The following is a 22103-nucleotide window of genomic DNA, read 5'->3' as shown; positions in this document are numbered from 1 at the left end:
CCACCCACCGTCACCCGGGAGGACGACGATCTCGCGCTGGGTTACTCCGAATCGGGGACCCGGGGGTCAGGCCCGAAGGGCCATTCATGCCGCCGGACGAGGGAAAACGCGGGTACGGCCGTTACGACGGGAGGGCGGCGCAGGGACGGCTGCCGGGGCGGCCGAGACCGGGGCACGGCCGTGGAAGCGGGCGTGGCCGAGGCGACGGGCGTGGCGCGACGGCGAGGCTGGGGGGACCGGTGCGGGTACGGTTGCGGCTGTGACGACAGGCGCGTGCGGGCGCGTGTACGGCCGTCAGGGCGCCCCGCTGCTGTGGGCGATGCACGCCACGTCGATACGGTCCGCCAGCTTCGCCAGTTCGATGGTCAGCGCGGCGACCGTGTCCTCGTCCAGCCCCTGCTCCCCGGCCTCGACAAGATGCAGCCACCGCGCGCCCACGGTCCGCAACAACTTACTCACGTCCACCGCGGCCACCTGCAAGGTCCCGCGGTCGTCGACGATCAGAGGCAGGGTCACTTCGCGGTTCACAAACGGGATGGTAGCCGCGCGGCGCTCACGCACCCTGCCAAACCGTGGTGATGTTGCAGAACTCCCGGATTCCGTGCCCGGACAGCTCACGCCCGTACCCCGAGCGCTTCACTCCGCCGAACGGGAACGCCGGGTGCGAGGCCGTCATCCCGTTGACGTAGACGGAGCCGGCCTCCAGGTCGCGTGCGAACCGCTCCACCTCGTTCTCGTCCCGCGTCCACACGTTCGAACTCAGGCCGAACGCCGAGTCGTTGGCGATCAGCACCGCCTCGTCCAGATCGTCCGCACGGTACAGCGTGGCCACCGGCCCGAACGCCTCCTCGCGGTGGATGCGCATCTCCCGGGTGATGCCGGTGAGGACGGTCGGCGGGTAGTACCAGCCGGGCCCGTCCGGCCGCTGCCCGCCGCACAGCACCTCGGCCCCGCTCCGCCGCGCGTCGTCGACGAGCTCCTCCAGGTCCTTCCTGCCCTGCTCGCTGGCGAGCGGCCCGATCTCGGTGTCCTCCGCCAGCGGATCGCCGATCGTGAGGGCCTTCATGCCCGCGACGAACTTCTCGGCGAACGCGTCGTAGACGTCGCTGTGCACGATGAACCGCTTGGCGGCGATGCAGGACTGCCCGTTGTTCTGCACGCGGGCGGTCACCGCGACCTCGGCGGCGCGGTCCAGGTCGGCGGAGGGCATCACGATGTAGGGGTCGCTGCCGCCCAGCTCCAGCACCGTCTTCTTGATCATCTCCCCGGCGGTGGAGGCGACCGCCCGGCCGGCGGGTTCGCTGCCGGTCAGGGTCGCCGCCTTCACGCGCTCGTCGCGCAGGATGTCGTCCACCGCCGCCGAGCCGATCAGCAGCGTCTGGAAGCAGCCCGCGGGGAAGCCCGCCCGGTGGAACAGGTCCTCCAGGTACAGCGCCGTCTGCGGGACGTTGGAGGCGTGCTTGAGCAGGCCCACGTTGCCCGCCATGAGCGCGGGCGCCGCGAACCGGACGACCTGCCACAGGGGGAAGTTCCAGGGCATCACCGCGAGCACCGGGCCGAGCGGCCGGTAGCGGACCCGGACCCGGGAGGCGCCGGAGTCCGTCACGTCCGACTCGGCCGGTTCCTCGTCCGCCAGCAGGCCCTCGGCGCGCTCCGCGTACCAGCGCATCGCCTTGGCGCACTTCGCGGCCTCCGCGCGGGCCTGCCTGACCGGCTTGCCCATCTCGGTGGTCATGATCCGGCCGATCTCCCGCTGGTCCTCGTCCAGCAGGTCGGCGGCCTTGTTCAGCAGTCGGGCGCGATCGGCGAAGGAGGTCGTCCGGTACGTGCGGAAGGTGGCCTCGGCGAGTTCGAGCCGGCGCTCCAGCTCGTCCTCGTCCATGGGCTCGTACGTCTTGAGCGTCTCGCCGTTCGCCGGGTTCACCGTCGCGATGGGCATGGCTGACCTCCCTGGGAGCGGGCTTGTCTCGACCTTCGCGCGCGGTCCCGCAAGTCGCAACGCGACAGGCCCCTCGGCGTTCCTCCCCCGGTCGCCGCACGGGGTTTCCGCTAGTGCGAGTGCTCCGTCAGCCGGTCGAGAAACGCGGCCTGCGCCGTGACGATCACCTCACGCGCCCGGTCCACACCGAACCACGCCACCCGGTCCAGCTCCGGGAACTCCTGCCTGCGCCCCGACCGCGGCGGCCACTCCATCGTGAAGGTCCCCGGGGTGATCGTCTCCGGGTCCAGGTCCGCCGCTACCGCCCACGCCGTGACGATCTTCCCGTTGCGCTGCACCACCTCGCCCAGCGGTACGGCCTCCCCGTCGGGCGGCGCCACCCCCAGCTCCTCCCGGAACTCCCGCCGGGCCGCCTCCCAGGCCGGCTCCGCCGGGTCGTACTCGCCCTTCGGCACGGTCCAGGCGCCCGCGTCCTTCTTCGCCCAGAGGGGTCCGCCCATATGGCCGAGCAATACCTCCAGCCCCTGGTCGGTATGCCGGAACAACAGCAGTCCCGCGCTGCGCTTCGTCGTCCGTACCGTCACGGCGAGACCTCCGGGTGGGCTGCCAGCAGGGCCTCCACGGTATCGGCCTCCTCGGGGCGCTTGTCCTCGCGGTAGCGGACCACGCGGGCGAAGCGGAGGGTGACGCCGGCCGGGTAGCGGGTGGAGCGCTGGAGGCCGTCGTAGGCGATCTCCACGACGAGTTCGGGGCGGACCCGGACCACCCAGCCGTCGTCCTCGACCGCCAGTTCCCGCAGCCGCTCGGTCTGCCAGGCGAGCATCGCGTCGGTCATGCCCTTGAAGGTCTTGCCGAGCATGGCGAAGCCGCCGTCCGGGGTGCGGGCGCCGAGGTGGAGGTTGGAGAGCCTGCCGGTGCGCCGGCCGTGACCCCACTCCGCGGCCAGCACCACCAGGTCGAGGGTGTGCACGGGCTTGACCTTCAGCCAGGCGGCGCCGCGCCGGCCCGCGCTGTAGGGCGCGTCGAGCGCCTTGACCACCACGCCCTCGTGGCCGCGGGCCAGGGTGTCGGCGAGGAACCGTTCCGCCTCCGGGATGTCCCGGGGGCCCGAGACCACTGCGCGCCGGACCCGCATCGGCTCCGGCACCAGCCGGGCCAGCTCCGCGTGCCGCTCGGCGAAGGGCAGGTCGAGCAGGTCCCGGCCGTCGACCGCGAGGGCGTCGAAGAAGACGGGGGAGACCGGGGTCTCCCCGGCCGCCCTCGCCACGTCCGTGCGCGAGCCGACCCGGCCCGCCGTCTCCTGGAAGGACCGGGGACGGCCCGCCGCGTCGAAGGAGATCACCTCGCCGTCCAGGATGAACCGCTCGCCCGGCAACCCCAGCGCGGCGGCCGTCACTTCGGGCAGCCGGTCGGTGATGTCGTCCAGGGTGCGGGTGTGGACCCGGACCGCGTCGCCGTCCCGGTGGACCTGGACCCGGATGCCGTCCAGTTTCTCCTCCACCGCGCACGCGCCCAGCTTCTCCACCGCCTCCGCGACCGAGGACGCGCTGTGCGCCAGCATCGGCAGCACGGGCCGGCCGACCGTGAGCCGGAAGCGGTCGAGCGATCCGGGCCCCTCGCCGAGCAGGGCCTGCGCCACCGTCTGCAACGACCCCGCCAGCATCACGGCCCGCCGCACGTCCGCCGGGTCCGCGGCGGTCGCCCGGGCCAGCCCCTCCACGGCGACCGCGTCCAGCGCGCCCTGCCGCACCTCGCCGGTGAGCAGGCCGCGCAGGAACCGCTGCTCCTCCTCGGTGGCCGCGCCCATCAGCTCCCCGACGATCCGCGTCCGCTCGGCCAGGGAGCCGGGCCCGGACACCTTGCCCAGTCCGGTGAGCAGGGCGTCGACCTCCCGGACGGTGAGGGAGGGCTCGGCGGCCGGCGGGACCGCGCGGCCCAGCACCTTCCAGCCGACCCCGAGGCGCCCCTGCGGCAGGCGTCCCGCCAGGTACGGGATGACGACCGGCACGTCGTCCGCCTCCGCGTCCCGGAACAACTCCGCGAGCAGCGCGATCTTCCGGGACCGCGCCGCTGTCGCGGCGACCTCCCGGGACACCTGGGCCAACCGGGTCAGCAGCATGCAGTCATCGTGCCTCAGCGCATCGCCGGGTGCGCGGTTGCGTTCCGCGCGGGTGCGTGCGGGGCTGATCGGCCCCGCACGGCGGTCGCCGCACGGCGGACACGGCCCCGCGCCCCTTCAGAGGGCTGCGTCCAGGTCGGCCATCAGGAGTTCCCCGTTGATCGCCGCCCCCGCCCGGTAACCCCTGCTCGCCGCGTTGATCACCTGCTCCGCGAAACCGCTCGCGTTGCCCGCCGCCCACAGGCCGGGCACGGTGGTCAGGCCGCGCTCGTCGATCACCGGATAGCTGCCGAACGGGGTCTCCCGCAGCTCGGCGCCCAGCCTGGCCAACAGGTCGTTGCGGGGCACGGCGCGCGGGGCGGCGTACAGGACCTCCAGGTCGTGGACCGTGCCGTCCCCGAGGCGGACGCCGGTGAGGCGGTCGCCGGTGACCACCAGCTCCGCCACCTCGCCGGGTACGACCGTGACCCCGGCGGCGGCCAGCCGGCGCAGGTCCTGGTCCGTCAGCTCGGCCTGGTCCACCTCGTGCAGGAAGAGCCGTACGTCCTCGGTCCACTGGGTGACCATGAGCGCCTGGTGCACACTGAGCGCCGAGGTGGCGAGGACGCCGGTCGGCAGGTCGCGCACCTCCCAGCCGTGGCAGTACGGGCAGTGGACCACGTCCCGGCCGAACCGCTCGGCGAGCCCCGGGACCGGCGGCAGCTCGTCGGTGAGACCGGTCGCGATCACCAGTCGCCGGGCCCGCACGGTCCGGCCGCTCGCGAGCACGGCGGTGAAGTCCCCCTCCCGGGACACGTCCACGACCCGGTCCCGGACCAGTTCCACCCCGTACCGGGCGATCTCCTCGCGCCCGGCGGCCAGGAACCCGGCCGGTGACGTGCCGTCCCGGGACAGGTACCCCTGCATGTGCGCGGAGGGCGCGTTGCGCGGCTCGCCCGCGTCGACGACCAGAGTGCGGCGCCGGGACCGGCCCAGTACCAGCGCGGCGGACAGGCCGGCGGCCCCGCCGCCGACGACGACGGCCTCGTACGCGTTGTTCTCGCTCATGAGGCGACGGTCGCCCCGCGGCCGCGGGATTGACAAACAGGTTTGCCGTTTCTGCAATAGGGGCCATGAGCACAGACGACGTACTGGCGGACGTGGGCCCCCGGCTGCGCCGCATCCGCAAGGAGCGCGAGGTGACCCTGGCCGCGCTGTCCGAGGCCACCGGCATCTCCGTGAGCACCCTCTCCCGGCTGGAGTCCGGCCTGCGCAAGCCCAGCCTCGAACTGCTGCTGCCGATCGCCCAGGCCCACCAGGTGCCGCTGGACGAGCTGGTCGGAGCGCCGCCGGTGGGGGACCCGCGGGTGCGGTCCAAGCCGATCGTCCGGGGCGGGCGCACGCACTGGCCGCTGACCCGTCAGCCCGGCGGCCTCCAGGCCTTCAAGGTCCTCGAACCCCGGCGCTCCCAGGAGCCCGACCCGCGGACCCACGAGGGCTACGAGTGGCTCTACGTGCTCTCGGGCCGGCTCCGCCTGGTCCTCGGCGAGCACGACGTCGTCCTGTCCGCGGGCGAGGCGGCCGAGTTCGACACACGGGTGCCGCACTGGTTCGGGTCGACGGGGGAGGGGCCGGTGGAGTTCCTGAGTCTGTTCGGACCGCAGGGGGAGCGGATGCACGTACGGGCGCGGCCAGCGCGCACGTGACCCACGCGACTGTTCCCTGATCGGCAAGCGACCGCTTAGTATGCCGTCGGACCCGGTCAGACGAAGCAGTCCCGTGGAGGCCCCGCATGCAGGCATGGCAAGTGCACGAGAACGGCGAGCCGAGCGAGGTGATGCGCCTCCACGACGTCGAACCGCCCACGCCCGGCGAGGGCCAGGTGCTGCTGCGGGTGCGCGCCGCCAACGTCAACTTCCCCGACGCGCTGCTGTGCCGCGGCCAGTACCAGGTGCGTCCGCCGCTGCCCTTCACGCCCGGCGTGGAGATCTGCGGCGAGACCGAGGACGGCCGCCGGGTGATCGCCAATCCCGCGCTGCCCCACGGCGGCTTCGCCGAGTACGCCCTCGCCGACGCCCGCGCCCTGCTCCCCGCGCCCGAGTCGCTCGACGACGCCGAGGCGGCCGCCCTGCACATCGGGTACCAGACCGGCTGGTTCGGCCTGCACCGCCGCGCCCGGCTGGAAGCCGGGGAGACCCTGCTCGTGCACGCCGCCGCCGGGGGCGTGGGCAGCGCCGCCGTCCAGCTGGGCAAGGCGGCCGGCGCCACGGTGATCGGTGTCGTGGGCGGCGCGGACAAGGCCGCCGTCGCCCGTCGGCTCGGCTGTGACGTGGTGGTCGACCGGCGTTCCGAGGACGTCGTCGCCGCCGTGAAGGAGGCCACCGGCGGCCGGGGCGCCGACGTGGTCTACGACCCCGTCGGCGGCGAGGCCTACGCCCAGTCCGCCAAGCTGGTCGCCTTCGAGGGCCGGATCGTCGTCGTCGGTTTCGCGAGCGGCACCATCCCGAGCCCCGCCCTCAACCACGCCCTGGTGAAGAACTACTCGATCGTCGGCCTGCACTGGGGCCTGTACAACACCAAGAACCCGAAGCTGGTCCGGCGCTGCCACGAGGAACTGACCGAGCTGGCCGCCCGGGGTGCGATCAGGCCGCTGGTCAGCGAGCGCGTGCCGCTCGCCGAGGCGTCCGGTGCCGTGCAGCGGGTCGCCGACGGGGTGACCACGGGCCGGATCGCCGTCGTACCGGAGAACGGAGCCGTCGCATGACCGACGCCGATGAACTGCGCCGCCGTACCCGGGAGCTGCTCGCGCAGCACCCGCCCGCGAGCACCGACCGCCTGGACTTCCTGCGGGCCCGCTTCGACGCCGGCCTCGCCTGGGTGCACTACCCGCAGGGCCTCGGCGGACTGGGCGCCCCGCGCAGTCTGCAGGGCGTCGTGGACGCCGAACTGGCGGCTGCCGGCGCCCCCGACAACGATCCCCGGCGCATCGGCATCGGCCTCGGCATGGCCGCGCCGACGATCCTGAAGTACGGCACGGAGGAGCAGAAGCGGCGCTACTTGCGCCCCCTGTGGACCGGCGAGGAGGTCTGGTGCCAGCTGTTCAGCGAGCCCGGCGCCGGCTCGGACCTCGCCGCGCTCGGCACCCGGGCGGTCCGTGAAGACGATGGCTGGGTGGTCAACGGGCAGAAGGTGTGGACGTCCAGCGCGCACCTCGCCCGCTGGGCCATCCTCATCGCCCGCACCGACCCGGACGTGCCCAAGCACCAGGGCATCACCTACTTCGTCTGCGACATGAACGACCCGGGCGTCGAGGTCCGGCCGCTGCGCCAGATCACCGGCGAGGCCGAGTTCAACGAGGTCTTCCTCACCGACGTCCGCATCCCCGACGACCGCCGCCTGGGCGAGGCCGGCGACGGCTGGCGGGTCGCCCAGACCACGCTGAACAACGAACGCGTCGCCATCGGCGGCATGGCCCTGCCCCGCGAGGGCGGCATGATCGGCCCGGTCGCCAAGACCTGGCGGGAACGCCCCGAACTGCGCACCCACGACCTGCACCAGCGCCTGCTGAAGCTGTGGGTCGAGGCCGAGGTCGCCCGGTTCACCGGCGAGCGCCTGCGCCAGCAGCTCGTCGCCGGCCAGCCCGGCCCCGAGGGCGCCGGCATGAAGCTCGCCTTCGCCCGCCTCAACCAGGAGATCAGCGGCCTGGAGGTCGAACTCCGCGGCGCCGAGGGCCTGCTGTATGACGACTGGACCATGCGCCGGCCCGAACTGGTCGACTTCACCGGCCGGGACGCCGGCTACCGCTACCTGCGCTCCAAGGGCAACAGCATCGAGGGCGGGACCAGCGAGGTCCTGCTGAACATCGTCGCCGAGCGCGTCCTGGGCCTGCCCGCCGAGCCGCGCACCGACAAGGACGTCGCCTGGAAGGACCTCGCCCGATGACCGACCTGCTGTACTCCGAGGAGGAAGAGGCGCTGCGGGCCGCCGTCCGCGACCTGCTCACGGACCACTGCGCACCGGCCGACGTGATCACCCGCGCCGAGTCGGACGCCCCGCACGACCGCGCCCTGTGGAAGCTGCTCGCCGACGGCATGGGTCTGGCCGGCCTCCTGGTGCCCGAGGAACGGGGCGGCCAGGGCGCCTCCGCGCGCGAGGTCGCCGTCGTGCTGGAGGAGCTGGGCCGGGCGGTGGCTCCCGTGCCGTACCTCACCAGCGCGGTCGTGGCCACCGAGGCCCTGCTCGCCTGCGACGACGCCGAGCTGCTGGCTCAGCTGGCCTCGGGGCGCACCGTCGGCGCCCTCGCGGTCGGTCTGCACACGGCCCCGGGCGCCGGGGTCACGGCCGTACGCGTGGAGGGCGGCACCCTGCACGGCGAGCTGACGGGGATCGCGGACGCGGCCGCAGCCGACGTCCTGCTCGTCCCGGCCGACGACGGCGGCCTGTACGCGGTCGCCGCAGACGCCGTCACCATCACCCCGCAGGTCTCCCTGGACCTGACCCGCCCCCTCGCGAGCGTACGGCTGGAGGGTGCTCCCGGCCGCCGGGTCGGTGCCGCCGAACCCGCCGTACGCCGTGCCCTGCGGGCCGCCGCCGGACTGCTCGCCTCCGAGCAACTCGGCGTCGCCGACTGGGCGTTGACACAGACCGTCGGGTACCTGAAGGAGCGCAGGCAGTTCAACCGGCCGGTCGGCGGGTTCCAGGCGCTCAAGCACCGGCTCGCCCAGCTGTGGCTGGAGGTCGTGCACCTGCGGGCCGCGGCCCGCGCCGCCGCCGACGCGCTCGCCACCGGCGAGGACGTGGAGGTCAGGGTCGCCGTCGCGCAGGCGTACGCGGCGCCCGCCGCCGTCCGTGTCACCGAGGAGGCGTTGCAGCTCCACGGCGGGATCGGGATGACCTGGGAGCACCCGGTCCACCTGTATCTCAAGCGGGCCAAGGCCGACTCGATCGCCTACGGCACCGCGGGCGCCCACCGCGAGGCGCTGGCCGCGCTGGTCGACCTCCAGGCACCCGTCCGGGCACCCCTCCAGGCACCCTGACACACCCACCGGTGAAGCCCGCCCCACCCGGGGCGGGCTTTTCCGTGCGCGCACACCGGCGAAGTGAACAGAGCGCCAACTCCCCGTGCGAGGGGGCCCCTTCGGCGACAGACGCACGCATACTCTCCCCGGTCCCCATCACCCCCAGGGAGGCAGTGCATGGCCCTCACCACCCGTCGCAGAGCCCTCACCACCCTCGGCGCCGCCCTCGCGGGCGCGCTCGCCCTGCCCGCCGGCCCCGCGCTGGCCGGTGAACGGACGCGTCATCCGCGCCCGCTGTGGCACGCCCACGCGCACAACGACTACGAGCACCCGCGGCCCCTGTCCGACGCCCTCGACCACCGCTTCGGCAGCGTCGAAGCCGACATCTTCCTCGTCGGCGACCAGCTCCTCGTCGGTCACGAGGCATCCGACCTCGACCCGTCCCGCACCCTGGAATCCCTCTACCTGGAACCGCTCGCCGCCCTGGTCGAGGCCGGCCACGGCCACGTCTACCCGGGTTCACGCCGGCCGCTCCAGCTCCTCATCGACATCAAGACCGAGGGCTCCGCCACGTACCTCGAACTCGACCGCCACCTGCGCCGCTACCCGCACCTGTTCACCCGCTACGCGCACGGCCGCGTCCACCCCGGCGCGGTCACCGCCGTCGTCTCCGGCGACCGGGCGGCCCGTACCCCGATGGAGACGCAGACCGAGCGCCGCGCCTTCTACGACGGCCGCCTGGCCGACCTCGGCGGCCCCGCCCCGGCCTCCTTCATCTCGCTGATCAGCGACAACTGGACGCAGAACTTCACCTGGACGGGCGCCGGGACGTTCCCGGACGCCGAGCGGCGGAAGCTGCGGAGCATCACCGGCGCCGCCCACGCGCGCGGGCAGCAGGTCCGGTTCTGGGCCACCCCGGACACCGCGGGACCCGCCCGGGACGCGCTGTGGACGGAACTGCTCGCGGCCGGGGTCGACTACCTCAACACCGACGACCTCGTCGGCCTGGAAGCCTTCCTCGACGCCCACCCCTCCGCGTAAGACCACACGATCGGAGGACACGTCAGCAGCCCGGACGAACCCTCCGCTACGCCACACTTGCGGCCGAACGCCGCACATGGGGCGTGGCGGAGGAGGGTTCCCGGTGGTCATTTCCATCTCTGTGGTGCTGCTGCTTCTGGTCCTGGCCGTGATCTTCATCCGAAATTGCTCGCTGAAGATCTCCCACGCCCTGGTCTGCCTGCTGCTCGGCTTCTACCTGGCCTGCACCAGCATGGCGCCCACCATCCAGAGCGGGCTCACCGCGACCGCCGAACTGGTGGGCAGCCTGCGGCCCTGAGCCGCCCGGCCGCAGCCGGAGGAGTACCGGCACCGGCCGGTGGTGTACCGGCCTCAGTCGGAGAAGACGCCGATGCCGTCGGGAACCGGGCGTTCGGCGCCGCCGCTCGGGTGGTTGCGCACCGTCACGGCGGCGGCGTCGGTGTCGCGGGCGACCAGCTCCGTCGAGCCGCCGCCGTCGAGGTTGAACGCGGCGGTGGCCCCGAGCGAACGCATGGTCTCCGCCTCCTCGGCGACGGTCAGCCCGCCGCGGTAGCTCGCCGAGCCGTCCAGCGCCAGCAGCAGCATCTGCCGTCCGCCGCCCTTGTACCCGACGACTGTCCGCACCGCCGAGGTGCTGTCGTCCAGGCCGGACAGCGGACTGCCGTCGCGCAGGACCGGGAAGCCGCCGATCGCGAACGCGTACGGCACCCCGGACGAGGCCGCCGCCAACGTGTGCGTCACGTCCACCGGGTCGCCGACCGACAGCCTGCGCAGCCGCCGCGCGCCCTCCTCGCGCCCGAGCAGGACCGTGGTGTCCGCCGGGATCGAGCCGCTTCCCGGGTCGTCGTTCGCGGAGACCACCCGGCCCCCGCGCACCTTCACCTCGTACGTGTCGTCGCTGCACGGTGCCGCGCGCCGGGTGTCCGTGCCGCACACGGCCCGCAGCCGGGAGACGCTGCCCCAGCGCGCGGTGAAGGCGCCCACCGAATCCACCGGCAGCGCGTACTGGTTGAGGCCCTTCAGCGGCACCTGCCCGTCCGGTGTGCCGACCGAACCGGAGAGGGAGAGGCGGTCCAGGCGGGCCCGCCGGTCGGTGCCCACGCCGAACACGTCCCGGGTGGTCGTGCCCGGGGGCAGCGCGGGTCCGAACCGCTGGCCCTCGGGCACCGCGGCCTTGAGCACCTGTCCGCCGGCCACGGCCGGCCCGACGGCCGCGCCCGTGGCCGGCACGCCCGGGTGCTGCGTCTCGGTGATGTTGAAGAAGTCGCCGTTCACCCCGGCGACCGCACCGGCCGAGTCCGCCATCCGGGACACGGTCGCCCGCGCCGCCACCGCACCCGGGTACAACAGGTCGACGTGGACGTGCGGGTCGGCCAGGTCCACCGTGAGCAGATGCGCGCGGGCCTTCCCCGCCGCCCCGTCGATGTCGAACTGCCGGTAGGTGACGCCCGGCGCGAGCCGCCTGCCCGCCGGTGCGGCACCGGCCGGTGCCGCACCCGCAAGGGCGGCCCCGGCCAGCACCCCGAACGCCGTGACAACCGTGAGAACCGCTCTGCCCGCTGCCGAACGCCTGCGAGGTCCCCTCACCGTGCCCCCTGATGTCTCGTCAACTGTCCTGCGGTGCAGGGGCAGTGGACCAGACTCGGGTGGTCCGGCGGGCCGACTAGGCGTCGACGACGCGAGAACGGGTGAGGAAACGTACCCCCTCGGGTGCTTCCAGGGAGAAACCGCTGCCTCGTCCCGGCACGACGTCCACGATCAGCCGGGTGTGGCTCCACGCCTCGTACTGGCTCCGCGACATCCAGAACGTGACGGGTTCCGGTACGCCGTCCACCGCCAGCTCGGCCAGCAGCACGTCCGAGCCGCCGGTACGGAACTCACCGTCCGGGTAGCACATCGGGGCGCTGCCGTCACAGCAGCCACCGGACTGGTGGAACATCAACGGACCGTGCTCGGCGCGCAGCCGACGCACCAGCTCCGCGGCCTGCGGGGTCAGCGCGACGCGCGGGATCTCCTCTTCCATGTCACCGTCCTGGACAGCGGGGGCGTCGGATCGTCGGCTCCAGTCTCACGGATGGTCACGAACCCGTCCAGAACGCCTCGTGGTCCCGCCGCGTCCGCTCAAAGGGCCACCTGGGACGATGGGGCGCATGCGCCCTTCCTTCCCGCGTCCGCCCGAGCCGCGCTTCGTCCCCGCCGGTGAACACCCGCTGTGGGACGAGGCACTGGCGACGGTCAACCGGGACCTCGCGGCCACCCTGCCCGGGCAGCGCCCGCTGTGCCTCATCGCGTACCCGGCGGACCCGGGCGAGGACGAACAGGTCTACGTCGCCCTGGCCGACGGCAACGCGCACGGCAACGCCCTGCAACCGGCCGGCTCCGCCGACTGGGCGCTGTGGGACATCGCCGAGGCCGCCCAGGACACGATCACGGGGTGCCTGTGGCAGGTGTGGCCGGTCTGCACGCTCCACGGCCTCGGGACGCACCTGGCGCAGGAGTCCGGCCGCCCGGTCTGGAGCTGCGCGGGCGGCGGCCGGCCGGACGATCCGGCCCACGTACGCGCGGCGGTGGGGGAGCTGGACACGGTGCACCGGCCGCACCGGCCGAACCGGAAGCGCCGCAAGGACGGCAAGGCGCGTTAGGGCGGCAAGAGGCAGGGGCATGAGGGCGGCGGGGCGACACGGCGCACCGGGTCGGCCGGGGAGCGGCCGGACGCTGCCGCGATCACTTGCCGATGCGAGAGGTCGACGAGCTGTCCGACGCGTCCGGTCCGGGCCGGCCGGAGCCCCAGCAGGCGTTGGCCGGCAGCGGGCTCGCGAGCCTCGGCCGGGGCAACGGCCTCGCCGGGACACCGGACCCCACTGGCATCCGGCGGCCGGGCTCGTCGTCGGCCATGACGTGCCCGGCGGTGTCTTCCGCCGGGGGCGGACGACCTGTTTCGCGCCCGGCACCCTGGAGTGGGAGGCGCTCGGCACGGGTCACTCGGTGTGGCTCGGCCGGCTGCCGGACGGCGAGCCGAAGAGGGGTTCTGTGCGGGGCTGCGCGGGCCGGGCGGGAGCAGGCGGCGGCACCGGAACCGTCCCCGCGCATCAGCGTCGTCCCGTTCCTGTGGTCCGAGGAGGCCCAGACGGGCCGTGCCGCTCCGCGGAGTCGCGGGCGTGTCAGCCGACTTCGCCCGGCAACTCGGCCCCGCGGGGCGGGCTCGTGCCGTCCGGACGGCGGCCGGGGTGCGGACCTCCGGCGGGTACGCCGTGACGCGTTCAGCGAGCGGAGTCGCGCCGGTCCCGGCGGGCGCGGAGCGCCTCCGGCAGCAGCGGCAGCAGCGACAGGACGACGACCACGGCGACCAGCGGCAGCAGGTAGTCGTCGATGTGCGGGACGGACGCACCCAGGGTGTACCCGGCGAGCACCAGCGCCTGCGACCACAGCACACCGCCCACCGTCTGCCAGAGGGTGAAGGTCCGCGCCGGCACGCCCAGGGCCCCGGCCACCGGGTGCAGGACCGTCCGCAGCAACGGCACGAACCGGCCGATCACCAGCGCCTTGCCGTAGCCGTAGCGCGCCAGCAGCCGTTCCGCCCGCGCCGCCGCGCCCTTCACCCGCCCGCTGCTCGTGCGCGCGAGCAGCGCCCGGCCGCCGTGCCGTCCGATCAGGTACCCCACCTGGCCACCCGCCACCGCTCCGATCGCCGCGCACACCAGCACCTGCCACAGTGACAGCCGCGGCGGCTGCTGCGCGCTGCCCGCGCACAGGACGCCGGCCGGGAACAGCAGCGTGTCCCCGGGCAGGAAGAACCCGACGACCAGCAGACCCGACTCGGCGAAGAGCACGGCCAGGACACCCAGCGCGCCGAAGGCGGCCAGCACCGAGGCGCTGTCCATCGGGTTGACGGCGATCAACGGCCACGCCTCCCGGGCTCCTCGGGGACCCTGTCCGCTCCCCAGCATGGCGTGCCCGGCCCGCCTGTGCGCGCCGGTCGCGCAGAGCGGCGGGACCCGCCGGCGCCGATGCGCAAGGGCCGGCGGCCGGGGGACCCGGGGCGTCGGCGCCGCGCCGCCGCACCTCGGCTCACCGGCCCCGCCGCGTCTTCACCAACTGATCCTGGCGGCCACCGGCAGGTGGTCGCTGCCCGTGGCCGGCAGGACCCAGGCACTGTCCGGCCGCACGCCGCGGACCAGGATCTGGTCGATCCGCGCCACGGGGAACCTCGCCGGCCAGGTGAAGCCGAAGCCGTTCCCGGCCTCCGCCTGGGCCGAGCGCATCCGCGAGGCGACGCCGGCGAGCGCGCGGTCGTCCACGGTGCCGTTCAGGTCGCCGAGCAGCACCACCCGCTTGTTCCGCTCGGCGGCGAGGGCCTCGGCGAGCGCCTTCGCGCCGCGGTCCCGCCTGTCCGTCCAGAAGCCCTTCCCGGGAAGGACGCGTACGGAACCCAGGTGGGCCACGTACACCGCCAGCGGGCCCCGGTCCGTGGCCACTGTGGTGCGCAGCGCCCGGTTGTAGGTCATCTTGACGTCGGCCGGTTTGGTGTCCCCCAGTGGCCCGTAGTCCATCTTGACGTCGACCGGCCGGGTGTCCGACAGCGGCAGCTTGCTCCACAGTCCGACCGTGCCCCGCACCGCGTGGTACGGGTACGCCCGCGCCAGGTCCTTCTCGTACGTGCCCCGGGCCCGCTCGGTCAGCTCCACCAGGGCCAGCACGTCCGCACCGGAGGCGACCAGATGGCGGGCGGTGCCGGCCGGGTCGGGGTTGGCGTCGCCGACGTTGTGCTCGGCGACGGTGAGGTCGCCGCCCGGGTGGGACTTGTCGCCGAGCAGCCCGCCGAAGAGGTTCAGCCACACCACGACCGGCAGCAGCAGCGCGATCACCGCGGAGGCGGAGCGTCGCCACAGCGCGCCGGCCAGCACGGCGGGGACGAACAGGCCGAACCACGGCAGGAAGGTCTCCACCAGGCTGCCGAGGCCCCCACGGCCGGTGATCCGCGCGTGCAGCAGCAGGACCAGGCCGAGCAGCACCGCCGACACCGCGAGCACCGGCCCGCGCTTCCAGGGCCCCGGCCGGGAGGCGGCACGCACCGCCCGGAGCGTGCGCGCGCGCCAGGTCCGGGCGCCCGGGTCCTCGTGGCCGGCACCGCCCTGCCCGGCCTGCACCGTGTCCGCCCGCGTCATCGCCCGCCCACGCTCACTGCCGGCTCCCCGCGGCGGGCGGGCCCGGCGAAGGACCTCGTCTGTTCCGTCGTTCCTGCTGATGGTGGGGTTCGGCGCATGCCACGAGTCAAGGCGACGCGGTGTTGCCGGCACGTATGCGTTTTTCCATACGCCGACGATAGGGACCGGCTCGTAGCATCACCCGCATGCGTGTGCTGATCGTCGAGGACGAACCGTTCATGGCGGAAGCCATCCGCGACGGCCTGCGCCTGGCGGCGATCGCGGCCGACCTCGCGGGTGACGGCGACACCGCGCTGGACATGCTGGGCACCCACACCTACGACATCGCCGTACTCGACCGCGACATCCCCGGCCCTTCCGGTGACGAGATCGCCCGGCGCATCGTCGCCTCGGGCAGCGGCATGCCGATCCTCATGCTCACCGCCGCCGACCGTCTCGACGACAAGGCCTCGGGGTTCGGACTCGGCGCCGACGACTACCTCACCAAACCCTTCGACCTCCGCGAACTCGTGCTGCGGCTCAGGGCACTCGACCGCAGACGCGCCCACAACAGGCCACCCGTGCGGGAGATCGCGGGGCTGCGGCTGGACCCGTTCCGCCGCGAGGTCCACCGGGACGGCCGGTACGTCGCGCTGACCCGGAAGCAGTTCGCGGTGCTGGAGGTCCTCGTCGCGGCCGAAGGCGGTGTCGTCAGCGCCGAGGAACTCCTGGAACGCGCGTGGGACGAGAACGCCGACCCCTTCACCAACGCCGTGCGCATCACCGTGTCGGCCCTGCGCAAGCGCCTCGGCGAACCGTGGGTCATCGCCACCGTGCCAGGCGCCGGCTACCGCATCGGCACGCCACCGCAGACCGCGGCCGAAGGGCCGGACCGTGGATAGGGCGCCCGGGATGAGCGTCCGCCTCCGACTCGCCCTCAGCTACGCGGGATTCCTCATGGTCGCGGGTGCCCTGCTGCTCGCCGCCGTGTGGCTGTTCCTGCTGCGGTACGTCCCCGAGCGCGCGCTTCTCGTCAGCAGCGACACCCCCACCCACGGTGTCTTCCCCGTCCGGTCCGGCCTCCTGCGCGCCTTCGCGCCGTCGGCTGCCGCGGTACTGGTCTTCCTGCTGGTCTTCGGTCTGCTGGGAGGATGGATCCTCGCCGGCCGCATGCTCGCCCCCCTGAGCCGGATCACCGACGCCACCCGCAGGGCCACGGACGGATCACTCTCCCACCGCATCCGGCTGCCGGGCCGCGAGGACGAGTTCCGCGAACTCGCCGACGCCTTCGACACGATGCTCGCCCGGATCGAGACGCACGTCGCCGAACAGCAGAGGTTCGTGGCCAACGCCTCTCACGAGTTGCGCACCCCGCTGGCCATCTCCAGGGCGCTTCTCGACGTGGCCCGCACCGATCCGGGCCGCGACACCGGCGAACTCGTCGACCGCCTCCACGCCGTCAACACCCGGGCGATCGACCTCACCGAGGCGCTGCTCCTGCTCAGCCGCGCTGAACAACGGTCCTTCACGCGGGAACCCGTCGACCTGTCCCTGGTGGCGGAAGAGGCGACCGAGACGCTCCTCCCCCTCGCCGAGAAGCACGGCGTCACCATCGAGACCGGCGGCGACATCGCCCCCACGAGCGGGTCGCAGGCGCTCCTGCTCCAGCTGGCCGTGAACCTGGTGCACAACGCGATCGTCCACAACCTGCCGGACCAGGGCGCCGTCCGGGTCGGCACCGGCGTCCGCCCCCGGACCGTGGTGCTCACCGTGGAGAACACGGGCGAGAAACTCACCCCGCAGCTGGTCGCCACGCTCACCGAACCGTTCCAGCGGGGCACCGAACGCGTCCGCACCGACCACGCGGGCGTCGGCCTCGGCCTGGCGATCGCCCGGACCATCACGCACGCACACGACGGGACGCTCACCCTCACCCCGCGCGCCGCCGGCGGTCTCCGCGTCACCGTGGAACTCCCCGCGGCAGCTGCCGCGCACCGGCCCTGAGGGCAGGCGATCCCGCTCGGGGGACGTCGTGCGGCCGGGCGAGGGGCTCAGCGGGCCAGCGGCACCCACGTGCCGTGGGGTGCGACCCGCAGCAGGGAGGAGAGGCCGGCCTCGTGGAAGGCCAGTTCGATCTCGGGCAGCCCTTCGGAGAAGTGGGCCCAGCCGTCGTAGTGCGCCGGTACGACGGTCCGCACGCCCAGGACGGCGGCAGCGGCGGCGGCCCGGCGGCTGTCCAGCGACAGGGGCCGCCCGTCGAACTTCGCCGGCACGCGTGCCGCTCCCGCGTGCAGGACGGCCGCGTCGATGCCGGGCACCCGGCGGGAGATCTCCGCGACCGTACGGATCGAGGCGTTGTCACCGCTGACGTACACGGTCGGGAGCCCCTGCCCGGACAGCACGAACCCGATGACCTCGCAGTTGACGTTGCCGTCCGCATCGCGTTCGCCGTCCTCGGGACCGTGGACGGCCGGAACGGCCAGTACGGTCAGATCGCCGCCGCCGTCCGGCCGGGGCAGGCGGTGGCCGGTCCACGGGGAGAGGCCGACGGCGGGTGAGCCGAGCCGTTCCGCCGCGCGCGGCCCGGTGAGCACCAGCGGGGCGGTCTTCGCGAACGCGCGGCCCCGCCCGTCGAGGTTGTCCGGGTGGGCTTCGTGACTGACCAGGACGAGGTCGACCGGTCCCACCGCGTCCTCGCCGGCGGCGGGCCCGGCGGTCTTGGTGAGGTACCCCTGGGGACCCGCGTCGTCGAAGGTCGGATCGCTGACGATCCGCAGGCCACCGATGTCGATGACGGCCGTCGGACCGCCCAGCACGGTGACCGCGCATTCCTGCCGGGACAGCCCTGTGCTCATCGTGGTCCTCGCAGCGTCATCGGGATGGTTCGCTTCACGGCGCCCACGCTAACGATGCCCCGGCGGCCCGTGAAATGCCCGGGCGGACACATCCATGCGTCACCGGCATGGAATCCGCGTCACCCGGTCACGACGGCGTCACCCCCGCGCCCGTCCGGAGGGACGCGTCCAGGAACCGGCGGACCAGTGTCCGCTGCGAGTCGGGGAAGTACACGAGGCGCACCGGGCTGGGCGGTGCCCCCGTGAGGGGGACGAAACTGACCGCGGGATGCTGGGTACGGCGCCGCGCGACCTCCGGGACGATGCCGATGCCCCGGTCGGCCGCCACCGACTCCAGCCACTCGTCGTAGTTCGCCGTTTCGATGATCCGGGCCGGGCGCCGGTCCGCGGGCCACGACCAGGGACCGGTCGTACCGCTGACCGTGTTGACCACCAGTGGCCAGAACCGGACGTCCGCCCAGTCCAGATGACCGAGGCGGGTCAGCTCGTTGTGCTCGGAGCACACGGCGACGCGCGGCTCGTCGAACAGGTGGACGGTGTGCTCGCCGCGGACCACCGCGATGTCGACGGTGCGCCGGCGCAACGCCTGGAGGGGATCGTCGGTCCGGATCAGCGCGACCGTCGCTCCGGTGTCCTCCTCGAACCGGCTCACGGTCCGCTGCGCCCACGGATCGGGCAGCAGCCAGCTGAAGCCGAGCCGCAGGGTCACGCGGTGCCGGGCGACGGCGAGGGCCTGGTCCAGCGTGGCGAGGACCCGCTCGACGTGTACGAGGAACTCCGCGCCGGTCTCCGTCGGTTCGACGTGCCGAGAGGAACGGTCGAGCAGGCGGACGCTCAGGATGCCCTCCAGCTGCGCGATCGTGCGGCTGAGCGCCGGCTGCGTGATCAGCAGTTCCTCGGCGGCCCGGGAGAACGAGCGGTGGTGGGCCACCGACGCGAAGGCCCGCAGGTGACGCAACTCGACGTCCATGCTCACCGCGTCCCTTCCCGGCACCCATGCCTGCCGTGCATAGCCCCAGCGTAACCGGCGCTTCACAGGCGGACGCGCGCTGCCTGGCGACACATACGGGCCCCCGACCGCCCGCAGGAAGGTGATCGAAACCGTGCGGTCAGCAGCGCCTCGTCGTCCGGACGGCCCGCTCACCGGGCGCGTCCGGCGTCGAGGCGCTCATCGCGCAGGCTCCGGTGGCCACTCCGCCACCCTCACCCCGGCGTCCGGCCCCTCACGCCGGTTGGGCTGCCCGGCCTGATCGCCTCCGTACGCGACGTCGTCACCCTGCCCGCCATCGCCACGGGCGGCCCCGCCACCGCCCGGACGCCCTGCCCGACCGCTTCACCGGCCGCTTCGACGCCCTCGCCCCGGCCGGCTACCCGGCCTGCACCACCTCACCGCCTCCTCCGCGAGGCCGCCACCGAGGTCGGCGACACCCGCCTGATCCGCCTGTGGGCGCCACCCAGACGTGACGAGCCATCAGTTCGCCCGGGACCGGTGTCCGCCCCGCCCGAAAATGCCGAGCTCCGCTCGGACGACCGCCGTACCGTAGCGGCATGCTCGATGAAGACGGTTACTTCGGGGAGTCCGTCGCCGCGTCGTACGACGAGTCGTCGGCGGAGATGTTCGACCAGCGGGTCGTGGAGCCTGCCGTGGATCTGCTGGCGGAGCTGGCCGGGGACGGAGGGCGGGCGCTGGAGTTCGGGATCGGGACCGGGCGGGTCGCCCTGCCGCTCGCGGCGCGTGGTGTCCAGGTGCACGGCATCGACATGTCCCGGGCGATGGTCGAGCGGCTGCGGGCCAAGCCCGGCGGCGACGGGATCGGCGTCACGATCGGGGACTTCGCGACCGCCAAGGTCGAGGGCACCTTCTCGGTCGCCTACCTCGTCTACAACACGATCATGAACCTGACCTCGCAGGACGCCCAGGTGGACTGCTTCCGCAACGCCGCAGCCCATCTGGAGCCCGGCGGTTGTTTCGTCATCGAGGTCGCCGTGCCCGATCTGCGGCGGCTGCCGCCCGGGCAGAACGCCGTGCCGTTCCGGGTGGATGAAGGGCGGATCGGGTTTGACCTCTACGACGTGGCCAGCCAGTCCGTCAGCTCGCACCACGTCTCCGTCCAGGACGGTCGCGGCAGTCACCTGGCCGTTCCGTTCCGCTACGTCTGGCCCGCCGAGCTGGACCTCATGGCCCGGCTGGCCGGGATGCGGCCGCGGGAACGGTGGGACGGGTGGACGCGCGAGCCGTTCACCAGCGAGAGCCGGCAGCACGTGTCCGTGTGGGAGAAGGTCGCGGGCTGAGGCGGCCGGCGTCCCGTGCGCCCTCCTCGATGCGGGTTCCTTGCGGGCGGCGCGGCCGGGAGCGTGGCCGTCCGCTCCGGCACGGCGGCGCCGAGGACACGTCCGGAAAAGGGCGCCTGACGGGCATCTTCGCCGGTCGGGCGCCCTTTCGTGCTTAGAAGAAGCCCAGCCTCTTCGGCGAGTACGACACCAGAAGATTCTTCGTCTGCTGGTAGTGCTCCAGCATCATCTTGTGCGTCTCACGGCCGATTCCCGACTGCTTGTAGCCGCCGAACGCAGCGTGCGCGGGATAGGCGTGGTAGCAGTTGGTCCACACACGGCCCGCCTGGATCGCGCGCCCCGCGCGGTAGGCGGTGTTGATGTCCCGGGTCCACACACCCGCGCCCAGGCCGTACAGCGTGTCGTTGGCGATCTTGACAGCGTCGTCGAAGTCGTCGAAGGAAGCCACCGAGACGACGGGGCCGAAGATCTCCTCCTGGAAGATCCGCATGCGGTTGTCGCCCTCGAAGATGGTCGGCTGGACGTAGTACCCGCCCTTCAACTCGCCCTCGGCATCGACCCGTTCGCCACCCGTGAGGATCTTCGCGCCCTCCTGGCGGCCGATGTCCAGGTAGGAGAGGATCTTCTCCAGCTGGTCGTTGGAGGCCTGCGCGCCGATCATGGTCTCGGTGTCCAGCGGGTGGCCCGGCTTGATGCGCCGGGTGCGTTCGACGGCCGCCTCCAGGAACTCCGCGTAGTGCCCGCGCTGGATCAGCGCCCGGGACGGGCACGTGCAGACCTCGCCCTGGTTGAGCGCGAACATCGTGAAGCCCTCGAGCGCCTTGTCGCGGAAGTCGTCGTCGTGCGCCCACACGTCGTCGAAGAAGATGTTCGGCGACTTCCCGCCGAGTTCCAGGGTGACCGGCTTGATGTTCTCCGAGGCGTACTGCATGATCAGCCGCCCCGTCGTGGTCTCCCCGGTGAACGCGACCTTAGCCACCCGCGGGCTCGACGCCAGCGGCTTGCCCGCCTCCGCACCGAACCCGTTGACGATGTTCAGCACACCCGGCGGCAGCAGGTCCGCGACCAGGCTCAGCCAGTAGTGGATGGAGGCCGGTGTCTGCTCGGCCGGCTTGAGGACGACCGCGTTGCCCGCGGCGAGCGCCGGCGCCAGCTTCCAGGCCGCCATCAGGATCGGGAAGTTCCACGGGATGATCTGCGCGACGACACCGAGCGGCTCGTGGAAGTGGTACGCCACCGTGTCGTCGTCCAGCTCGCCCAGCGACCCCTCCTGCGCCCGGATCGCCCCGGCGAAGTAGCGGAAGTGGTCGATCGCGAGAGGGATGTCGGCGGCCAGCGTCTCCCGGACCGGCTTGCCGTTCTCCCAGCTCTCGGCCACCGCCAGCGGCTCCAGGTGGGCCTCCATCCGGTCGGCGATCTTGAGCAGGATGTCGGAGCGCTCGGCGACCGGGGTACGACCCCACCCGGGCGCGGCCTCGTGGGCCGCGTCCAGCGCCCGCTCGACGTCCTCCGCGGTACCGCGCGCGATCTCCGTGAACGGCTGACCGTTGACCGGTGACGGGTTCTCGAAGTACTGCCCGCGCGCCGGCGGCACATAGGCGCCACCGATGTAGTGGTCGTAGCGCGACTGGTAGGAGACGATCGCGCCTTCGGTGCCCGGCGCCGCGTAACGAGTCATCCTGGTTGCCTCCCGGTGCAGCGCTGCCCGCCGTTGGA

22 protein-coding genes are annotated in these 22103 nt (G+C 73.3%); 10 read left to right on the top strand and 12 right to left on the bottom strand.

All coding sequences use genetic code 11. The annotated features are described in order from the left end of the window. Window positions 1-294: 294 nt before the first annotated feature. The 5 genes from AB0946_RS18430 to AB0946_RS18410 all read right to left on the bottom strand — a co-directional run bounded on the left by AB0946_RS18430 (window position 295) and on the right by AB0946_RS18410 (window position 5105). A complete protein-coding gene (locus tag AB0946_RS18430) occupies window positions 295-528 on the bottom strand; it encodes a DUF6213 family protein (protein WP_030655224.1) in 234 nt (77 codons plus the stop codon). A 25-nt stretch (window positions 529-553) separates the two neighbouring features. After that, the gene (locus AB0946_RS18425) at window positions 554-1939 is read right to left on the bottom strand and encodes an NADP-dependent succinic semialdehyde dehydrogenase (protein ID WP_366761636.1); all 1386 of its coding nucleotides are present in this window, start codon (window positions 1937-1939) and stop codon (window positions 554-556) included. Window positions 1940-2049: 110 nt separating this feature from the next. Next, window positions 2050-2523 carry an NUDIX domain-containing protein gene (locus tag AB0946_RS18420; RefSeq protein WP_366761635.1) on the bottom strand — a complete coding sequence of 158 codons (474 nt, stop codon included), beginning with the start codon at window positions 2521-2523 and terminating at the stop codon, window positions 2050-2052. Then, entirely contained in the window at window positions 2520-4058 is a 1539-nt protein-coding gene (locus tag AB0946_RS18415) for an ATP-dependent DNA ligase (protein WP_366761634.1), read from the bottom strand. Before AB0946_RS18415 ends, AB0946_RS18420 begins: the two co-directional genes overlap by 4 nt. Window positions 4059-4175: 117 nt before the next feature. Then, on the bottom strand, window positions 4176-5105 hold the full coding sequence (locus AB0946_RS18410) for an NAD(P)/FAD-dependent oxidoreductase (protein ID WP_366761633.1): 930 nt from the start codon (window positions 5103-5105) through the stop codon (window positions 4176-4178). 65 nt (window positions 5106-5170) lie between these two features. Here AB0946_RS18410 and AB0946_RS18405 point away from each other — a divergent pair, with 65 nt between their 5' ends. The 6 genes from AB0946_RS18405 (at window position 5171) to AB0946_RS18380 (ending at window position 10394) form a co-directional block, all read left to right on the top strand. Next, a complete protein-coding gene (locus AB0946_RS18405; RefSeq protein ID WP_366761632.1) occupies window positions 5171-5743 on the top strand; it encodes an XRE family transcriptional regulator in 573 nt (190 codons plus the stop codon). A gap of 86 nt (window positions 5744-5829) precedes the next feature. Then, complete coding sequence (locus AB0946_RS18400) at window positions 5830-6801, top strand: NADPH:quinone oxidoreductase family protein (protein ID WP_366761631.1); 972 nt, start codon at window positions 5830-5832, stop codon at window positions 6799-6801. Continuing rightward, the gene (locus AB0946_RS18395) at window positions 6798-7979 is read left to right on the top strand and encodes an acyl-CoA dehydrogenase family protein (RefSeq protein WP_366761630.1); all 1182 of its coding nucleotides are present in this window, start codon (window positions 6798-6800) and stop codon (window positions 7977-7979) included. Before AB0946_RS18400 ends, AB0946_RS18395 begins: the two co-directional genes overlap by 4 nt. Further along, window positions 7976-9073 carry an acyl-CoA dehydrogenase family protein gene (locus AB0946_RS18390; RefSeq protein ID WP_366761629.1) on the top strand — a complete coding sequence of 366 codons (1098 nt, stop codon included), beginning with the start codon at window positions 7976-7978 and terminating at the stop codon, window positions 9071-9073. Before AB0946_RS18395 ends, AB0946_RS18390 begins: the two co-directional genes overlap by 4 nt. A 159-nt stretch (window positions 9074-9232) precedes the next feature. Continuing rightward, window positions 9233-10096 carry a phosphatidylinositol-specific phospholipase C/glycerophosphodiester phosphodiesterase family protein gene (locus AB0946_RS18385; RefSeq protein ID WP_366761628.1) on the top strand — a complete coding sequence of 288 codons (864 nt, stop codon included), beginning with the start codon at window positions 9233-9235 and terminating at the stop codon, window positions 10094-10096. 103 nt (window positions 10097-10199) lie between these two features. Further along, complete coding sequence (locus AB0946_RS18380; RefSeq protein ID WP_014671248.1) at window positions 10200-10394, top strand: hypothetical protein; 195 nt, start codon at window positions 10200-10202, stop codon at window positions 10392-10394. Window positions 10395-10447: 53 nt separating this feature from the next. Here the strand turns inward: AB0946_RS18380 and AB0946_RS18375 are convergent, their stop codons facing one another. Further along, a complete protein-coding gene (locus AB0946_RS18375; protein ID WP_366761627.1) occupies window positions 10448-11617 on the bottom strand; it encodes a phosphodiester glycosidase family protein in 1170 nt (389 codons plus the stop codon). A 142-nt stretch (window positions 11618-11759) separates the two neighbouring features. Then, window positions 11760-12119, bottom strand: a complete 360-nt coding sequence (locus AB0946_RS18370; protein WP_366761626.1) for a DUF779 domain-containing protein — start codon at window positions 12117-12119, stop codon at window positions 11760-11762. A gap of 127 nt (window positions 12120-12246) precedes the next feature. Here AB0946_RS18370 and AB0946_RS18365 point away from each other — a divergent pair, with 127 nt between their 5' ends. After that, complete coding sequence (locus AB0946_RS18365) at window positions 12247-12738, top strand: hypothetical protein (protein ID WP_366761625.1); 492 nt, start codon at window positions 12247-12249, stop codon at window positions 12736-12738. Window positions 12739-13356: 618 nt separating this feature from the next. On the opposite strand, the gene AB0946_RS18360 is transcribed toward AB0946_RS18365, so the two are convergent. Both AB0946_RS18360 and AB0946_RS18355 read right to left on the bottom strand, forming a co-directional pair. Further along, window positions 13357-13995, bottom strand: coding sequence for a DedA family protein (locus AB0946_RS18360; protein WP_366761624.1), 639 nt, complete (start codon window positions 13993-13995; stop codon window positions 13357-13359). Window positions 13996-14184: 189 nt separating this feature from the next. After that, the gene (locus AB0946_RS18355) at window positions 14185-15261 is read right to left on the bottom strand and encodes an endonuclease/exonuclease/phosphatase family protein (protein ID WP_366761623.1); all 1077 of its coding nucleotides are present in this window, start codon (window positions 15259-15261) and stop codon (window positions 14185-14187) included. Between the two features lie 185 nt (window positions 15262-15446). Between AB0946_RS18355 and AB0946_RS18350 the strand changes: the two genes are divergently transcribed. Both AB0946_RS18350 and AB0946_RS18345 read left to right on the top strand, forming a co-directional pair. After that, complete coding sequence (locus AB0946_RS18350) at window positions 15447-16142, top strand: response regulator transcription factor (RefSeq protein WP_366761622.1); 696 nt, start codon at window positions 15447-15449, stop codon at window positions 16140-16142. A gap of 10 nt (window positions 16143-16152) precedes the next feature. Beyond that, window positions 16153-17244 carry a HAMP domain-containing sensor histidine kinase gene (locus AB0946_RS18345; RefSeq protein ID WP_366761621.1) on the top strand — a complete coding sequence of 364 codons (1092 nt, stop codon included), beginning with the start codon at window positions 16153-16155 and terminating at the stop codon, window positions 17242-17244. Window positions 17245-17291: 47 nt separating this feature from the next. On the opposite strand, the gene AB0946_RS18340 is transcribed toward AB0946_RS18345, so the two are convergent. Continuing rightward, entirely contained in the window at window positions 17292-18095 is an 804-nt protein-coding gene (locus AB0946_RS18340) for an MBL fold metallo-hydrolase (RefSeq protein WP_366761620.1), read from the bottom strand. 127 nt (window positions 18096-18222) lie between these two features. Then, window positions 18223-19065 (bottom strand): LysR family transcriptional regulator, encoded by an 843-nt coding sequence (locus AB0946_RS18335; RefSeq protein WP_366761783.1) that lies wholly within the window; start codon window positions 19063-19065, stop codon window positions 18223-18225. A 578-nt stretch (window positions 19066-19643) separates the two neighbouring features. Between AB0946_RS18335 and AB0946_RS18330 the strand changes: the two genes are divergently transcribed. Next, complete coding sequence (locus AB0946_RS18330; protein ID WP_366761619.1) at window positions 19644-20387, top strand: class I SAM-dependent methyltransferase; 744 nt, start codon at window positions 19644-19646, stop codon at window positions 20385-20387. A 154-nt stretch (window positions 20388-20541) separates the two neighbouring features. Here the strand turns inward: AB0946_RS18330 and AB0946_RS18325 are convergent, their stop codons facing one another. Continuing rightward, window positions 20542-22065 (bottom strand): aldehyde dehydrogenase family protein, encoded by a 1524-nt coding sequence (locus AB0946_RS18325; RefSeq protein ID WP_366761618.1) that lies wholly within the window; start codon window positions 22063-22065, stop codon window positions 20542-20544. Window positions 22066-22103 lie beyond the last annotated feature (38 nt).

Source organism: Streptomyces sp. NPDC046870 (assembly GCF_040704595.1).
Classification (GTDB): Bacteria; Actinomycetota; Actinomycetes; order Streptomycetales; family Streptomycetaceae; genus Streptomyces; species Streptomyces argyrophylli.
Note: the sequence above shows the minus strand (reverse complement) of the source record. Positions and strands in the feature narration are given on the sequence as shown.

What these genes read in the sequence shown, in the direction of transcription:
- AB0946_RS18425 (WP_366761636.1), bottom strand. Translation starts at nt 1,939, where the DNA reads ATGCCCATCGCGACGGTGAACCCGGCGAACGGCGAGACGCTCAAGACG.
- AB0946_RS18415 (WP_366761634.1), bottom strand. Translation starts at nt 4,058, where the DNA reads ATGCTGCTGACCCGGTTGGCCCAGGTGTCCCGGGAGGTCGCCGCGACA.
- AB0946_RS18410 (WP_366761633.1), bottom strand. Translation starts at nt 5,105, where the DNA reads ATGAGCGAGAACAACGCGTACGAGGCCGTCGTCGTCGGCGGCGGGGCC.
- AB0946_RS18405 (WP_366761632.1), top strand. Translation starts at nt 5,171, where the DNA reads ATGAGCACAGACGACGTACTGGCGGACGTGGGCCCCCGGCTGCGCCGC.
- AB0946_RS18400 (WP_366761631.1), top strand. Translation starts at nt 5,830, where the DNA reads ATGCAGGCATGGCAAGTGCACGAGAACGGCGAGCCGAGCGAGGTGATG.
- AB0946_RS18395 (WP_366761630.1), top strand. Translation starts at nt 6,798, where the DNA reads ATGACCGACGCCGATGAACTGCGCCGCCGTACCCGGGAGCTGCTCGCG.
- AB0946_RS18390 (WP_366761629.1), top strand. Translation starts at nt 7,976, where the DNA reads ATGACCGACCTGCTGTACTCCGAGGAGGAAGAGGCGCTGCGGGCCGCC.
- AB0946_RS18385 (WP_366761628.1), top strand. Translation starts at nt 9,233, where the DNA reads ATGGCCCTCACCACCCGTCGCAGAGCCCTCACCACCCTCGGCGCCGCC.
- AB0946_RS18370 (WP_366761626.1), bottom strand. Translation starts at nt 12,119, where the DNA reads ATGGAAGAGGAGATCCCGCGCGTCGCGCTGACCCCGCAGGCCGCGGAG.
- AB0946_RS18365 (WP_366761625.1), top strand. Translation starts at nt 12,247, where the DNA reads ATGCGCCCTTCCTTCCCGCGTCCGCCCGAGCCGCGCTTCGTCCCCGCC.
- AB0946_RS18355 (WP_366761623.1), bottom strand. Translation starts at nt 15,261, where the DNA reads ATGACGCGGGCGGACACGGTGCAGGCCGGGCAGGGCGGTGCCGGCCAC.
- AB0946_RS18350 (WP_366761622.1), top strand. Translation starts at nt 15,447, where the DNA reads ATGCGTGTGCTGATCGTCGAGGACGAACCGTTCATGGCGGAAGCCATC.
- AB0946_RS18345 (WP_366761621.1), top strand. Translation starts at nt 16,153, where the DNA reads ATGAGCGTCCGCCTCCGACTCGCCCTCAGCTACGCGGGATTCCTCATG.
- AB0946_RS18340 (WP_366761620.1), bottom strand. Translation starts at nt 18,095, where the DNA reads ATGAGCACAGGGCTGTCCCGGCAGGAATGCGCGGTCACCGTGCTGGGC.
- AB0946_RS18335 (WP_366761783.1), bottom strand. Translation starts at nt 19,065, where the DNA reads ATGGACGTCGAGTTGCGTCACCTGCGGGCCTTCGCGTCGGTGGCCCAC.
- AB0946_RS18330 (WP_366761619.1), top strand. Translation starts at nt 19,644, where the DNA reads ATGCTCGATGAAGACGGTTACTTCGGGGAGTCCGTCGCCGCGTCGTAC.
- AB0946_RS18325 (WP_366761618.1), bottom strand. Translation starts at nt 22,065, where the DNA reads ATGACTCGTTACGCGGCGCCGGGCACCGAAGGCGCGATCGTCTCCTAC.